This is a genomic window from Vibrio sp. Isolate22 (assembly GCF_022398115.1).
GTDB lineage: Bacteria > Pseudomonadota > Gammaproteobacteria > Enterobacterales > Vibrionaceae > Vibrio.
Genome location: NZ_JAKEUW010000008.1, coordinates 60,544 through 75,266, shown reverse-complemented (window position 1 = coordinate 75,266; position 14,723 = coordinate 60,544). Strand labels below are relative to the sequence as shown.

11 protein-coding genes are annotated in these 14,723 nt (G+C 44.9%); all 11 read right to left on the bottom strand.

Features of this window, described 5'->3' with window-relative positions; translation table 11 throughout:
- Window positions 1-361: 361 nt before the first annotated feature.
- Entirely contained in the window at window positions 362-1,186 is an 825-nt protein-coding gene (gene dapB / locus L1D55_RS07220) for a 4-hydroxy-tetrahydrodipicolinate reductase (RefSeq protein ID WP_239916987.1), read from the bottom strand.
- A 92-nt stretch (window positions 1,187-1,278) separates the two neighbouring features.
- Window positions 1,279-1,677, bottom strand: coding sequence for an 8-oxo-dGTP diphosphatase MutT (gene mutT / locus L1D55_RS07215; RefSeq protein WP_004740733.1), 399 nt, complete (start codon window positions 1,675-1,677; stop codon window positions 1,279-1,281).
- Between the two features lie 297 nt (window positions 1,678-1,974).
- A complete protein-coding gene (gene secA / locus L1D55_RS07210; RefSeq protein ID WP_239916986.1) occupies window positions 1,975-4,701 on the bottom strand; it encodes a preprotein translocase subunit SecA in 2,727 nt (908 codons plus the stop codon).
- Between the two features lie 388 nt (window positions 4,702-5,089).
- Window positions 5,090-6,007: a UDP-3-O-acyl-N-acetylglucosamine deacetylase gene (lpxC, locus tag L1D55_RS07205; protein WP_239916985.1), complete on the bottom strand. Its 918-nt coding sequence runs from the start codon at window positions 6,005-6,007 to the stop codon at window positions 5,090-5,092.
- Between the two features lie 96 nt (window positions 6,008-6,103).
- A complete protein-coding gene (gene ftsZ / locus L1D55_RS07200) occupies window positions 6,104-7,333 on the bottom strand; it encodes a cell division protein FtsZ (protein WP_239916984.1) in 1,230 nt (409 codons plus the stop codon).
- Window positions 7,334-7,364: 31 nt separating this feature from the next.
- The gene (gene ftsA / locus L1D55_RS07195; RefSeq protein ID WP_004740737.1) at window positions 7,365-8,633 is read right to left on the bottom strand and encodes a cell division protein FtsA; all 1,269 of its coding nucleotides are present in this window, start codon (window positions 8,631-8,633) and stop codon (window positions 7,365-7,367) included.
- Window positions 8,626-9,405 (bottom strand): cell division protein FtsQ/DivIB, encoded by a 780-nt coding sequence (locus tag L1D55_RS07190; RefSeq protein ID WP_128162018.1) that lies wholly within the window; start codon window positions 9,403-9,405, stop codon window positions 8,626-8,628. The genes ftsA and L1D55_RS07190 overlap by 8 nt, the downstream gene beginning before the upstream one ends.
- 191 nt (window positions 9,406-9,596) lie before the next feature.
- A complete protein-coding gene (gene murC, locus L1D55_RS07185) occupies window positions 9,597-11,057 on the bottom strand; it encodes a UDP-N-acetylmuramate--L-alanine ligase (protein WP_239916983.1) in 1,461 nt (486 codons plus the stop codon).
- Between the two features lie 13 nt (window positions 11,058-11,070).
- Window positions 11,071-12,132, bottom strand: coding sequence for an undecaprenyldiphospho-muramoylpentapeptide beta-N-acetylglucosaminyltransferase (gene murG / locus L1D55_RS07180; RefSeq protein ID WP_239916982.1), 1,062 nt, complete (start codon window positions 12,130-12,132; stop codon window positions 11,071-11,073).
- A gap of 12 nt (window positions 12,133-12,144) precedes the next feature.
- Complete coding sequence (gene ftsW, locus L1D55_RS07175; protein ID WP_239916981.1) at window positions 12,145-13,341, bottom strand: cell division protein FtsW; 1,197 nt, start codon at window positions 13,339-13,341, stop codon at window positions 12,145-12,147.
- 22 nt (window positions 13,342-13,363) lie between these two features.
- Window positions 13,364-14,680: a UDP-N-acetylmuramoyl-L-alanine--D-glutamate ligase gene (gene murD, locus L1D55_RS07170; RefSeq protein WP_239916980.1), complete on the bottom strand. Its 1,317-nt coding sequence runs from the start codon at window positions 14,678-14,680 to the stop codon at window positions 13,364-13,366.
- Window positions 14,681-14,723 lie beyond the last annotated feature (43 nt).

Below are 14,723 nucleotides of genomic sequence, written 5' to 3'. Positions count from 1 at the left end.
ACGCAAAAGAAATTAAAGATTTGTACGCACTAATTCAATTTACCCTTCCAAAGCTCCAAAAGTTCAACTTTCATGGTCAATTAAGCACGATATTGAGATTTTCCAATTTTATCCCATTACTTTTGTCTGCCCTTAAGTACTAAAAACATCACCAACAAAAAGCAATCGATAAATACAAGTAGAAAACGTGAAGATTTAAAGATCTAAGCCAAAAATAAGACCAAAAGAACAAAACAACAAGAAAAGTGAGGTAAAAACGATGTTAAAAGGTAGATTTAAGAAAGGGATGAGAAACAAGAATACAGCGTTAAAGGTAGCAAATAAAGAAAGCGCCGGCAATCGCCAGCGCATAATTATCTATTTATAGGTCATTCAAACCAAGGACATCTGTCATGGTATAAAAGCCCGCTGGTTTGTCATTGAGCCAAACTGCTGCTTTGATCGCACCATTCGCAAAGGTCATTCGGTCCGTCGCTTTATGAGTAATCTCTACTCGTTCACCGATATCTGCAAACATCGCAGTATGCTCTCCAATGATGTCACCAGCACGAATCGTTGCGAAGCCAATCTCATCTTTCGTACGTTCACCCGTGATGCCTTCACGTGACCATACCGCCACATCATTCAGCTCATTACCCATAGCACCGGCGATCGCTTCGCCCATACCAATAGCAGTACCTGATGGTGCATCTACTTTATGACGGTGGTGAGCCTCAACGATTTCAACATCACAGTAATCACCCATCACTTTAGCGGCCTTTTCTAGCAGCTTAAATACCAGGTTAACGCCTACACTGTAGTTTGGTGCCATTACGATAGGCATCTCTTTTGAGGCTGCATCAATCACCAGCTTCTCTTCTTCAGAGAAGCCTGTCGTACCGATGATGAGTTTTTTACCGTGGCGTTTACAAAGTTCAATATTCGCTAACGTGCTAACAGGTGCGGAAAAGTCGACGATCACATCAAACTCTTCGATGGCTTTAGACAAGTCATCCACAAGAGCAACATCAAAACGACCTTCCCCACATAACTCGCCAACATCAACGCCAACTAATGATGACTCAGGACGTTCAGAGCCAGCACCAACGCTAGCTTCTGAGTTATGATGAGCGGCTTTCACCAAGTTGCGGCCCATACGACCCGCTGCTCCTGCTATTGCAATTCTTACCACTGCGAATATCTCCATTGTTTTGGTTTCCGTCACCACAGTTCTCTTGTGGCAACGTTCATTCGATTAATCTCTTTAAACTAACAACAATCTCAAACTCAGGCTAGCAATTAAGAAAACTCTTTTACCACTCGCTCTAAAATTGGCACATTTGCTTCAGGGAAAGCGTACTGATTCAATGATTGAAGGCTGACCCATTCACCTTGCTGACCTTCTTTGCCATAAGGCTGCTCTTCAAAATCAGTCACGAGAATAAAATCGAACTTAAGTGACTTATCCGTGTAGTCAAATTCAAGGTGCTCAAACAGAGACTGCTCAGTCACCTTGATACCGATCTCTTCATCAAGCTCGCGAGTCATCGCTTGCTCAATAGTTTCACCCTCTTCAACCTTGCCACCTGGAAATTCCCAGAAACCGCCCTTGTGCTTATCATCTGGGCGCTTCGTGATAAATACCTGTGACTTATCTTGATTGAAGATGATACCCGCTACGATATGAATTCTTTTCATTGATGGTGTTCCTTCTATGTCTCTACCGTCATTCCCTACAATGAGGAACGAATTAGATAGGGAATCTGCTCTTTTGTTAGTCCGAAAGATCCCCGACTCGCTCGTCCCTCACTCTCAAGGATGACGCTATCGAAACCGTATTGTTTTCACATACAAAAAAGAGCCGCCTAAGCGACTCTTGAATAAATAAAATTATATTTAGGCAAAGCTGTAATAGTTGAGAACAAGGAGGCGACGCGGAGTTTACAAGTGTAAATGAGCATCGCCGACGCAGTAATCAGCCTTTACAGCAAAGCATCAATTAATTTTACCGTGGCACTGTTTGTACTTCTTGCCACTACCACATGGGCAAGGCTCGTTACGACCAACTTTACGCTCATCACGAACTACAGTTTGTGGCGACGCTGCTTCTGCTTCATCATCACCTAGCTGGTTTTCTGCTGTTGCGTGTTGCGCTTGTGCACGACGCACTGCTTCTTCAGCTTGAGCCTGACGCTGCGCTTCCATCTTTTCTACTTCTTCTTGTTGCTGAACGCGAACTTTCGAAAGGATAGTAATAACGTCTGACTTCAGTACATCCAGTAGACCTTCAAACAGTTCAAACGACTCGCGCTTGTACTCTTGTTTCGGGTTCTTCTGAGCGTAACCACGTAGGTGGATACCTTGACGAAGGTGATCCATCGCAGCCAAGTGCTCTTTCCATAGACCATCTAGCGTTTGCAGCATTACAGACTTCTCGAAGTTACGTAGCACTTGCGCGCCAACCACTTCTTCTTTCTGTTTGTAAGCATCAACAGCCATGCCTAGGATACGTTCACGTAGTGCTTCTTCGTAAAGCTTGTCGTCTTCGTCCAACCAACCTTGGATATCAAAGTCTAGGTCGAAGTCGTTCTTCAGACGATCTTGTAGACCAGCGATGTCCCACATATCTTCCAGAGATTGCGGAGCAATGTACTCATCGATAACCGACGTAAACACGTCTTCACGGTTGTGTTCGATCATTTCGCTGATGTCGTCAGAGCCCATTAGCTCATCACGCAGCTCGTAAACCACTTTACGTTGGTCATTCGCTACATCATCGTACTCTAGAAGCTGCTTACGGATATCGAAGTTACGGCCTTCAACTTTACGTTGTGCTTTTTCGATAGAGCGAGATAGCATCTTAGATTCGATCGCTTCACCTTCATCCATACCACTCTGGATAAGGCCAGCCATACGATCAGATGTGAAGATACGTAGTAGCGAGTCTTCCATAGATAGGTAGAAACGTGAAGAACCTGCATCACCTTGACGACCAGAACGACCACGTAGCTGGTTATCGATACGACGAGATTCGTGACGCTCTGTACCAATGATGTGTAGACCACCTGACTCTAGTACTTTGTCGTGAACCACTTTCCAATCCGCTTTGATCTTGTCGATCTGCTCTTGAGTTGGGTTTTGTAGTTTCTCAACTTCAGACTGCCAGCTACCACCTAACACGATATCGGTACCACGACCGGCCATGTTAGTTGCGATGGTTACTGCACCAGGTGTACCTGCTTGCGCTACGATTTCCGCTTCTTTCTCGTGGAATTTCGCGTTAAGTACGTTGTGCTTAATTTTTGCTTTTTTCAGTGCGTTAGACAGTAGCTCTGATTTCTCGATAGAAACCGTACCAACCAATGATGGCTGACCTGCAGCAACACGGTCTTTAATGTCTTCAATGATCGCATTGAATTTGTCTTCTTCTGTACGATAAACCACATCTGGCATATCGTTACGAACCATAGGTTTGTTAGTTGGGATAACAACCGTTTCTAGGCCATAGATAGACTGGAATTCGAAAGCTTCAGTATCGGCTGTACCTGTCATACCTGACAGTTTCTCGTACAGACGGAAGAAGTTTTGGAAGGTAATTGAAGCTAGCGTTTGGTTTTCATTCTGAATCTTCACACCTTCTTTTGCTTCAACAGCTTGGTGTAAACCTTCAGACCAACGACGACCTGGCATTGTACGACCAGTATGTTCGTCAACGATAACCACTTCGCCTTCTTCAGTTACGATGTAGTCTACGTTCTTCTCAAACAATACGTGTGCACGAAGTGCAGCATTAACATGGTGCAGTAGGCTGATGTTTGTTGGAGAGTAAAGCGTATCGCCCTCTTCCATCAGGCCATTTTTCACCATTAGCTCTTCAACAAATTCTTGACCGTTTTCAGTCAGGTGAACCTGCTTAGATTTTTCGTCCATGGTGTAGTGACCTTCACCACGGTACTCTTCAGAATCTTCTTTATCTTGACGCTCAAGATGAGGAATCAATGTGTTAATACGCGTGTAAAGATCTGAGCTATCTTCAGCCGGGCCAGAGATAATAAGAGGTGTACGCGCTTCATCGATTAAGATTGAGTCAACCTCATCGACTACAGCAAAGAAGCGTTCGCGTTGAACACGATCTTCAGCGCGGAAAGCCATGTTGTCACGTAGGTAATCGAAACCAAACTCGTTGTTTGTTCCGTATAGGATATCCGCTTGGTATGCTTCTTTTTTCTCTGGCGGAGCCATGTTTGGCACGTTCACGCCAACAGTCATACCAAGGAATTCAAATAATGGGCGGTTCGTTTCCGCATCACGCTTAGCTAGGTAGTCGTTCACCGTTACTACGTGAACACCTTTGCTTGGTAGGGCGTTAAGATAAGCTGGTAGAGTTGCTGTAAGAGTCTTACCCTCACCAGTACGCATCTCTGCAATTTGGCCAGCATTTAGAACCATGCCACCAATCAATTGCACGTCAAAGTGACGCATGCCGTAAACACGCTTAGACGCTTCACGTACCGTAGCAAATGCTTCCGGTAGAAGTTGGTCTAGCGATTCACCTTTATCTAAGCGCTCACGAAACTCAACAGTTTTCGCTTTTAGCTCTTCGTCAGAAAGCGCTTCAAACGTTGGCTCGTAGTTATTAATTTCTTTTACAATTTTTCTAAGGCGGCGCAGTGTTCTGTCATTGCGACTGCCAATTACCTTTGTCAGCAGCTTAGTAATCATGTGCTTGGAATCTCTTCGTTCTCAGATCGTCCGCGATCTATTTTAAATGCCGTCAGTCTCTACTAGCGATGAACCAGTCTTCAGTTACTAACCAAGGATACTGAGATAAATCTAGTATTTCTGATATTGTACTTGAGAGTAGAGTTTTCAAGGCTTGAGTTAAAATTAATGCCCCTTAGTGTAAGTAATTTTCACACCAACGACCATTTATAACCCCATTTGTTTGATGTGCTTGGAACTTTTCTTTCTAATTGCTGATGGATTAGCCAGACTGGCGCCCATTAGTCGATGACTTTCGGATGTTGATGACACTGTATCTGGAAAATAGATACAAAAAAACCAGGCCGATAGCCTGGTTTTCGAAATCTTACATTGTTGAAAACAACAATTACGCTAGAACCATTCCAGGTTCAGCAAAAGCCACTGGCGAGCCAGCTTCTTCTTCAAATGTTGCCCATTCCCAAGCTTCTGCGTCAGCAAGTACTGCACGTAGTAGTTGGTTGTTTAGACCGTGACCTGATTTGTATGCACGGAACTCACCGATAATAGCGTGTCCACACATGTATAGGTCACCAATCGCATCTAGGACTTTATGAGTTACGAACTCATTGTCAAAACGTAGACCTTCTTCATTAAGAATGCGGTATTCGTCTAGTACGATTGCATTATCGAAGCTACCACCAAGCACTAGGTTTTGAGATTGTAGATACTCAATATCACGCATGAAACCGAAAGTACGAGCTCGAGAGATCTCTTTCACAAAACCTTGTGAAGAGAAATCAAACAACAAACGTTGCTCATCAGATTCAATTGCAGGGTGGTTAAAGTCGATCTCAAAGTCCATACGGAAGCCGTTAAATGGTACAAACTCTGCCCACTTATCACCGTCTTCAAAACGAACTGGCTTTTTGATGCGAATGAAACGTTTTGGTGCATTCAGTGTTTCAACACCCGCTTGCTGTAGCAAATATACGAATGGGCTTGCGCTACCATCCATAATTGGGATCTCTGGTGCATCGACTTCAACAATAATGTTGTCGATGCCCATGCCCGCTAGAGCAGCGTTAAGGTGTTCCACTGTAGAAATACGTACGCCTTCGTCATTCACAAGAGCAGTACATAACATAGTGTCACGAACTGATGCTGGATCAGCTGGAAAATCTACAGGTGGATTTACATCAGTACGACGATAAACAATACCTGTATTTGCAGCTGCCGGGCGAAGAGTAAGTGTGACTTTACGACCAGAGTGGAGACCCACACCAGTTGTTTTCACAATTTCTTTCAGAGTACGTTGTCTGATCATCTGCTTGCCTCGTTATCAGTGCTACAAATCACGGTCAGTATTTACCGACCGCGAATTTTACCATTAATTCGACGATAGTCAAATTTTGGGTAATTGTTAATCAGCCTGACGTCGTAAGAATGCTGGAATATCTAAGTATCCGCTCTCTTTTTCAGCTTTAGGTGCTGCACTTTGGCTAGCGCCTGCACCTGAAGAAACAGGCGACGTTGTTGGCTGCGGCTTAACTTGAGGTTTTACCTCAGTTTTTTCTTGCAATGGCTGTGCCACTTTATCTTCCACTTTTGGTGCAGCTTGTGCCGCTACTTGTGGTTGAGGAGTTGGTGCAACCTTAGCTTTACCACCAGCAACTAATGTAATGTCTGGCTTTCTCTCTGTACCGATACCTGTTGCAACAACAGTTACACGGATTTCGTCCGTCATATCAGGGTCTAGAGAAGTACCAATCACAACTGTTGCGTTATCAGAAGCGAATGCCTTAACTGTGTTACCTACTGTCTCGAATTCATCTAGACGCATATCTAGGCCAGCTGTGATGTTCACAAGAACGCCACGCGCACCAGCTAGGTCGATGTCTTCTAGTAGTGGGCTAGAAATTGCCGTTTCAGCAGCTTCTTCAGCACGGTCTTCACCTTTTGCGATACCGCTACCCATCATTGCATGACCCATTTCCGACATTACGGTGCGAACATCCGCGAAGTCGACGTTGATCATACCAGGGCGAGTAATTAGCTCAGCGATACCTTGTACAGCGTTTTTAAGTACATCATTTGCACTTGCAAAAGCTTCTAGCAGTGTAACGCCGCGGCCTAGTACTTTAAGCAGCTTTTCATTTGGAATCGTAATTAATGAATCCACATGTTTAGAAAGCTCTTCGATACCTTGCTCAGCAAACGCTAGACGCTTTTTGCCTTCAAAGCTAAATGGCTTAGTTACAACAGCAACGGTTAGCACACCTAACTCTTTCGCAACTTCAGCAATAACTGGAGCAGCACCTGTACCAGTACCACCGCCCATACCAGCTGCGATAAATACCATATCGGCGCCAGTTAGAACTTCTTTAATTCTTTCTCGATCTTCGAGAGCTGCATCACGGCCTACTTGTGGGTTTGCACCAGCGCCAAGACCTTTAGTGATATCACCACCAATTTGGATCACGCTGCTCACGCTTGTTTTACGAAGTGCTTGTGCATCAGTGTTAACACTGATGAATTCTACGCCTTCGATTGATTCACGTACCATGTGCTCAACAGCGTTACCGCCACCGCCACCAACTCCAACGACTTTAATTACTGCATCGTCAGACATTTCCATCATCGGTTCAAACATGTGTTATCTCCGTTTTTTCCTGCAACTCAGGTTAAAACTCTTTTTGTATCCAATTACGCAATTTACCAAATAAACCAGACATCGAAGGTGCTGAACGCTTAGGTTCGCTGTAATCACCTTCATCACTGATCTGACAATCTCTTGCGTAATGAAGTAAACCAACCGCCGTAGAATGATACGGCTCTTTAACATAATCAGTTAAGCCACTAACTTCTAATGGCTTACCAACTCGAACTTGATTACGGAAAACACGTTCCGCACACTCTACCAACCCGTCAATTTGTGCCGCTCCACCAGTGAGTACGACGCCAGCTGCAAGGTGGTGTTTAATACCTTCGTCTCGTAGCTGTAATTGAACCGTATCGATAGTTTGGTTAACGAGGCCCATAAGTTCAGTGTAACGTGGTTCAATCACTTCCGACAAAGTTTGTCGTTGCAAACTTCTCGATGGGCGACCACCAACACTTGGGACGTTAACAGAGTCATCCTTGCTAACGAGCTCACTCAGAGCGCAACCATGGTTTACTTTTATCTCTTCGGCATCACTCACTGGCGTACCGAAAGCGAAGGCAATATCACTGGTTACTGCATTTCCTGCGTAGGAAAAGACTTCTGTGTGTCGTAGTGCACCGCCAGTCCAAATGGAAATATCCATTGTACCCGCGCCGATATCAACCACACACACTCCGAGCTCTCGCTCATCTTCAGTAATTACCGCATTACTTGAGGCAAGTCCTGAAAACACGATTTGTTCTACTGTGAGACCACATCGTTCAACAGCTTTAATAATGTTTCTCGCCATGTCGCTATGGCAAGAAATTAGATGAACGCTCACCTCCATTCGAACACCAGACAGACCAAGTGGGTTCTTAATCCCTTCTTGATAATCAATGGTAAATTCTTGTGGGATCACGTGCAGAATTCTCTGCTCTTCACCTATTTTAATTGATTTCGCGGTATGGATCGCTCGATCCATATCGTCTTGAGACACCTCTTCATCAGAGATAGTGCCCATGCCTTTTTCAATTCGGCTTGCGATATGTTTGCCTGACAGCGAGATAAACACATTGCTGATTTGGCATTCTGCCATCAACTCTGCTTGATCAATCGCTCGCTGAACCGACTTAACTACCGACTCTAGGTCGTTCACACCACCTTTATCCATACCTCTGGATGGGCTTTGCCCAGAGCCAATGATATTGATTTGACCATCAGGCAGTATTTCACCAACCAGAGCTGATATGGTCGCAGTGCCTATATCAAGACCAACGATTATGTTGTCATCTGCGGTCTTAGTCATCTGTGCTCTCTTCTAACTCTTGCTCTGGAAACCAGCCTACAGCGGCTCCCGTATCATACCTGAGGTCGATGTAGCTCACTTGATTCGCCTTACTACCAAGTTCGTTGTAAAGCGAAATGAAGCGTTCAACACGCTCATCTAAAGAATCTTTACCTAGCTCTAAACGGATACCGTTATCTAGGATTATTTGCCAAGCGCGACGCTCGTTGAGAACAAGCGAGGTAACGGTTAACCCAAGACTGTTAATCAAAGGGGTTATCTGTCGCCATTTTTCAATCACTTCTTGGCTGGTGCCATCTGGGCCGTAAAGCTTAACTCTATCGCCTTTCAGAAGGCCGATATCGCCATTAAACACCTGACCATCATCATTCAACAGCATGTTGCCATTCCAGATTGCTGCTGCGTGGTACTCAGTCAAAAATACTTTTATTGTGTCTGGCCACTGTTTACGGATAGAGACGACTGACACCCAAGGCAACGCTTCTAAACTGTCTTGCAACACACCGATGTCTTGCGACATGAATGTACCAATATGCTCAAGTTTGCCAAAAGCATGCTGAACATCACCAGCGGTTACATAAGTTAAGTCACCTTGAATAACTATTTTGGAGAGAGGCAATCGCTGATCGTCCCACATCCAAGTCAGAGTGGTATAGAAAAGAAACCCAATGAATAGCAATACCATGACAAAAAAAGACCCGCCTAAAGCGTGTTTCTTGAGCGATGGTAAACTGAATAGGTGGCGGTTTTCGCTAAAAGTACTTTCTACCAAAGCCCGCTTTCCCTGTCGTTGGTTCGCAATTCTATTCCCTATCTTCGTAATAGAGGTAAAAGCACTTACTTTAACCTATGAATTATACTGAGCAAAATCAAACTATCAAACGTTGATAATAAGATTTTTGGTCAATTTTAGGTCAATCGCAAGAAGTGAGCGATTGACCACAGTATGTAGACAGTATTCTGCTACACGTTCTTCATTTTATTAATGTCTAACTGTAATGATTCTAGCTGCTTAGCAACACGACCAACATCGCCTGCACCCTGCGTCAGTACAAGGTCGCCGCCTTGAATTACGTTAGCCAAAACCGATGGTAGAGTATTAATATCAGCGACAAAGATTGGGTCAATCTTACCACGCCCACGAATAGTTCGACTTAACGAGCGTCCGTCTGCGCCTGCAATAGGTTTCTCACCAGCAGAATAAACATCTAGTAAGATTAAGACATCAACCTGCTCAAGAACGTTAGCAAAGTCATCATATAGATCACGCGTTCGGCTATAACGATGTGGTTGGAAAATCATCACAAGACGCTTATCAGCCCAGCCACTACGAGCAGCCTGAATTGTTACATCAACTTCCGTTGGGTGATGACCATAATCGTCCACCAACATTGCAACACCGTTACCTGTTTCGTACTCACCAAGGTGGTCGAAACGACGTCCAGTACCTTCGGTTCCCGCCATCGCTTTTAGGATCGCTTCATCGCTGATGTCATCTTCCGTTGCCACTGCAATCGCCGCCGATGCATTCAATGCATTGTGACGACCTGGAATGTTCAACGTGATATCAAGGTTTGCTTTGCCTTCACGTACCACCGTGAATTTACCTTGCTGGCCTTCTTGTACGTAGTTCTCGATACGGATATCCGCATCCTCTGAGAAACCGTAAGTAATCACTTGACGGCTAACTTGAGGAATTAGCTCACGAACAACAGGATCATCCACACACATCACAGCCTGACCATAGAATGGTAGGTTGTGCAAGAAATCAATAAACGTCTGCTTTAGCGTTTCGAAGTCACCGCCATAGGTATCCATGTGGTCCGCTTCGATGTTAGTTACGATACTCACCATAGGTTGCAGGTGTAAGAATGATGCATCACTCTCATCAGCTTCAGCAATCAAGATACGGCTCGAACCCAAGCGTGCATTGGTACCAGCGCTTTTCACCAAACCACCGTTTACAAACGTTGGATCTAGGCCAGCTTCAGAGTAAATCTGTGTAACCAAAGCAGTCGTTGTTGTCTTGCCGTGCGTACCTGCCACAGCAATACCGTGACGAAAACGCATCAGCTCAGCCAGCATTTCTGCACGACGAACGATAGGCGTGCGCGCTTCACGAGCGGCAATAATCTCTGGGTTCTCTTCGTTGATAGCGGTTGATACCACCACCACACTTGCATCAGCAACGTTACTTGCTTGGTGACCAATATAAACGGTCGCACCCTTGCTAACTAAACGCTCTGTCACTGGGTTTTGAGCAATATCAGAACCAGTGATCTGGTAGCCTTCATTTAGCAAGACTTCAGCAATCCCGCTCATTCCAGCACCACCAATACCAATGAAGTGGATAGATTTAACACGGCGCATCTCTGGCACCATTGCACGGATTTGCGCTAAGTCTTGGGTATGTTCAATCGTCATCAATTCAGTCTCATTATTTTGCTAAAGCTTTAATCGCTTCAGCGACGGTAACGTCAGCATCAAGCTTGGCAGCTTTACGTGCTTTTGTTGCCATCATTTTTAATTCATTTCTATCAAGCTCAGCGATGGTGTTCGCTAACTTTTCAGCCGTCAATTGTGGCTGTTCAATCATTAACGCCGCACCACATTCAACTAAATGGTCGGCATTCAGTGCTTGCTGTCTGTCTTTATGCATGAACGGAACAAAAATAGAACCAACACCGGCTGCAGACACTTCTGATACCGTTAACGCACCGGAGCGACACACTAGTAGATCTGCCCACTCATAAGCTTGCGCCACATCATCAATAAATTCAGTTACTTGAACATTATCTACAGAATGTGATTTATATTGTTCAATCACTTGCTGTTGATTGTTCTTACCCGCTTGGTGCATCACAGTGAAGCCTTCTCCAAGCTGTGCCATCGCAACAGGTAAAGTATCGTTGAGGATTTTAGCCCCTTGGCTCCCCCCCATCACTAAAATGCGGATATCGCCATCACGCTCAGACATGCGCTGCTCTGGCTCCGGTAAAGCAACCACATCCTCACGAACTGGGTTCCCCACTACCTCTGCAGTAGGAAATGCACCAGGGAAGGCTTGGAAAACCTTTTTCGCAATCTTAGATAGCCACTGGTTGGTTAAACCCGCCACTGCATTTTGTTCATGCAAAACCACTGGAATGCCTGATAACCATGCCGCAATACCACCCGGGCCACTTACATAGCCACCCATGCCAAGTACCACGTCAGGCTGCCACGCTTTGATATGCTGCTTTGCTTGAAGTATGGCATTAATAATTTGGAATGGGGCTTTAATTAGCTTGCTAATGCCTTGACCACGCAGGCCTTTCACTTTGATGAAGTCGATCTCAATGCCATGCTTTGGCACTAAATCCGCTTCCATTCTGTCTGCTGTGCCTAACCAGCGAATTTCCCAACCTTGTTGCTGAAGCTTTTTAGCTACTGCTAACCCCGGGAAAACGTGACCGCCAGTACCACCAGCCATCACTAAAAGTTTTTTGTTTTGTTTCATCGCGTTAGATTCTTATTCTACTAATTCGTTTTGATTATCAGCTTGTTGTTTTTGTTGCATTCGGCATTCGTGATCAATGCGCAGCAGCATTGATACCGCCACAGACATAACAATTAAACTCGAGCCACCATAACTGATTAGCGGTAGGGTTAGACCTTTGGTCGGAACGATGCCAGATGCAGCACCTACGTTAACAAGCGTCTGAAACGCAAACCAAATACCAATACCAAAAGCCAGATAACCACTGAATACTTGATCGTGTTCAAAGGCTTTTTTGCCAATCAGAATGGCTTTTAACACCAAGCTGAAGATCAACATTAATACTAAGGTAACACCGACAAAGCCAAGCTCTTCAGCCAAGACCGCAAATACAAAGTCGGTATGCGCTTCTGGTAGGTATTCGAGTTTTTGAATCGAGTTACCAAGCCCTTGCCCCATCCAATCACCACGGCCGAATGCCATCAACGATTGAGTTAATTGGTAGCCGCTACCAAATGGATCATTCCATGGTTCCCAGAATGAAGTCACACGTCGAACACGGTAAGGTTCAATTACGATCAAACCAACGACGGCGGCAATACCAGCGACCATCAAGGCAATAAACTGTGACAACTTGGCACCAGCAATGAACAGCATGCCAAACAGGGTCACCAACATTACAACTACAGTACCTAAGTCGGGTTGACCAAGTAGCAAGACAGCAAAAGCACCAAACACCATGATGGGTTTTGCAAAACCACCAAAAAAGGTTTTTCTCACTTCGTCTTGTTTACGAACCAAGTAGCCCGCCATGAAGATAAACAAGGAAAGCTTAGCGACCTCGGCAGGCTGTAAGTTAAATAGCCCAAGAGGTATCCAGCGAGATGCACCGTTAACTGACTTACCGACGGCTAGTACCACGACCAACAAGAAGAAGGATAAACCCAACAGGTACATGCTGTATTGAAACCAGCGCTTCATCGGGATTTGCAATATCACACTGGATACACCCAATGCGAGCAACAGGAAGATCGCGTGACGGAACATAAAGTGAAACGGCTGATCGGTTAAACGAGCACTGATTGGGAACGAAGCAGACGTTACCATCACCAAACCTGTCAGCATTAGCCCAAGAGCAATCCATACCAATTGACGATCGTAAAGCGCCTCAGGAGTAGCACGGTTTAGCCACTGCCAGATGGATTGATTAATCTCTTTGACTCTTTGCACTGAATGTTAGTCCTTCAACACGTTAAGCATACTCATGAGCAAGCTCAGTGAACGCATCACCTCTTGCCATGAAATTATTAAATTGATCGAAGCTAGCGCACGCCGGAGACAGCATCACCATATCTCCAGCCACCAGTTGTGGTGAGATGGATTCGATTATCTGCTGCATGGTATCGAACTTTTGTGCCGATGGGTATAGTGGCATGAATTGATCTGCATCTTCACCGAAACAACACAATTGAACACGTTCAAGTTGCGCTAATACTGGTTCCAGCTCGCTAAAATCAGCACCTTTACCCACTCCACCAACCAGAAGATATAACGTACCTTGATACTCCAAACCAGACAGAGCCGCCAATGTGCTGGCTACATTGGTTGCTTTGGAGTCATTAACCCATTTAATTTCGCGCTTGTCAGCCACCACATGGCAACGATGCGTCAAACCGTTATAGGCCTTCAAAGCCTCAAGACTTGTGTTGTAGTCGATACCAACTTGCTTCAATAGTGCAAGTGAGACTAACGCATTTGCCACATTGTGACGTCCAACCAATGTTAAATCTTGAGTAGTAAGGACAGGTTTACCGTTATCGACCAGCCACTCACTACCATCAATCGTTGATACACCAAACTCTTGGTTATCTAGGCCAAAAGTTACCAATGACATTGTTTGGTCAGGATAAGTCTCTTTGTCTTCACGATTTACAATCGCACACTGCGCGTTATTAAAGATTCTTAACTTGGCCTCACGATAATCAGCCATGCCTTGATAGCGATCCATATGATCTTCAGACAGGTTTAAGAATGCAGCAGCGGCAAGGTTTAAATTCGATGTCGTCTCTAGCTGAAAACTTGAAAGTTCAAGAACATATAAATCGGCATCAAGTTCTAGGAGGTCTAGGGCAGGAATACCAATATTGCCGCCAACACCAACATTAAGCCCAGCAGCTTTAGCAAGCACACCAGTCAAATCCGTCACGGTACTCTTACCGTTTGAACCAGTGATCGCCACAACAGGTTTATCGACGGCCCAGCCAAACAGCTCAATGTCACCAACGACAGGCGTTCCTGCTTGAAGCACATCTTGAATTTCCGGCGTCGCTAAAGCAATGCCTGGGTTAGCAACTACCAAGTCAGCTTCAGTTAGCCATTGGCTATTCCAACTTCCAGAATGCAGCTCTACCGATTCAGGTAAAGATTCCTTTCCTGGTGGCAGCTCTCGCGTATCGATGACCTTCACATGCGTATGAGGCTGATATTTTACGAGATGTTTAACGACAGAGAGCCCGGTAATACCGAGCCCCACAACCACTATATTTTGAATATTTTGCCAACGTTCCATTTAAACAAGATGCTCTTAATAGTTTTAAAGAGCCCCTATAACA

Coding starts and splice junctions, on each gene's coding strand:
- dapB (WP_239916987.1), bottom strand. CDS start 1,186: ATGGAGATATTCGCAGTGGTAAGAATTGCAATAGCAGGAGCAGCGGGT.
- mutT (WP_004740733.1), bottom strand. CDS start 1,677: ATGAAAAGAATTCATATCGTAGCGGGTATCATCTTCAATCAAGATAAG.
- secA (WP_239916986.1), bottom strand. CDS start 4,701: ATGATTACTAAGCTGCTGACAAAGGTAATTGGCAGTCGCAATGACAGA.
- lpxC (WP_239916985.1), bottom strand. CDS start 6,007: ATGATCAGACAACGTACTCTGAAAGAAATTGTGAAAACAACTGGTGTG.
- ftsZ (WP_239916984.1), bottom strand. CDS start 7,333: ATGTTTGAACCGATGATGGAAATGTCTGACGATGCAGTAATTAAAGTC.
- ftsA (WP_004740737.1), bottom strand. CDS start 8,633: ATGACTAAGACCGCAGATGACAACATAATCGTTGGTCTTGATATAGGC.
- murC (WP_239916983.1), bottom strand. CDS start 11,057: ATGACGATTGAACATACCCAAGACTTAGCGCAAATCCGTGCAATGGTG.
- murG (WP_239916982.1), bottom strand. CDS start 12,132: ATGAAACAAAACAAAAAACTTTTAGTGATGGCTGGTGGTACTGGCGGT.
- murD (WP_239916980.1), bottom strand. CDS start 14,680: ATGGAACGTTGGCAAAATATTCAAAATATAGTGGTTGTGGGGCTCGGT.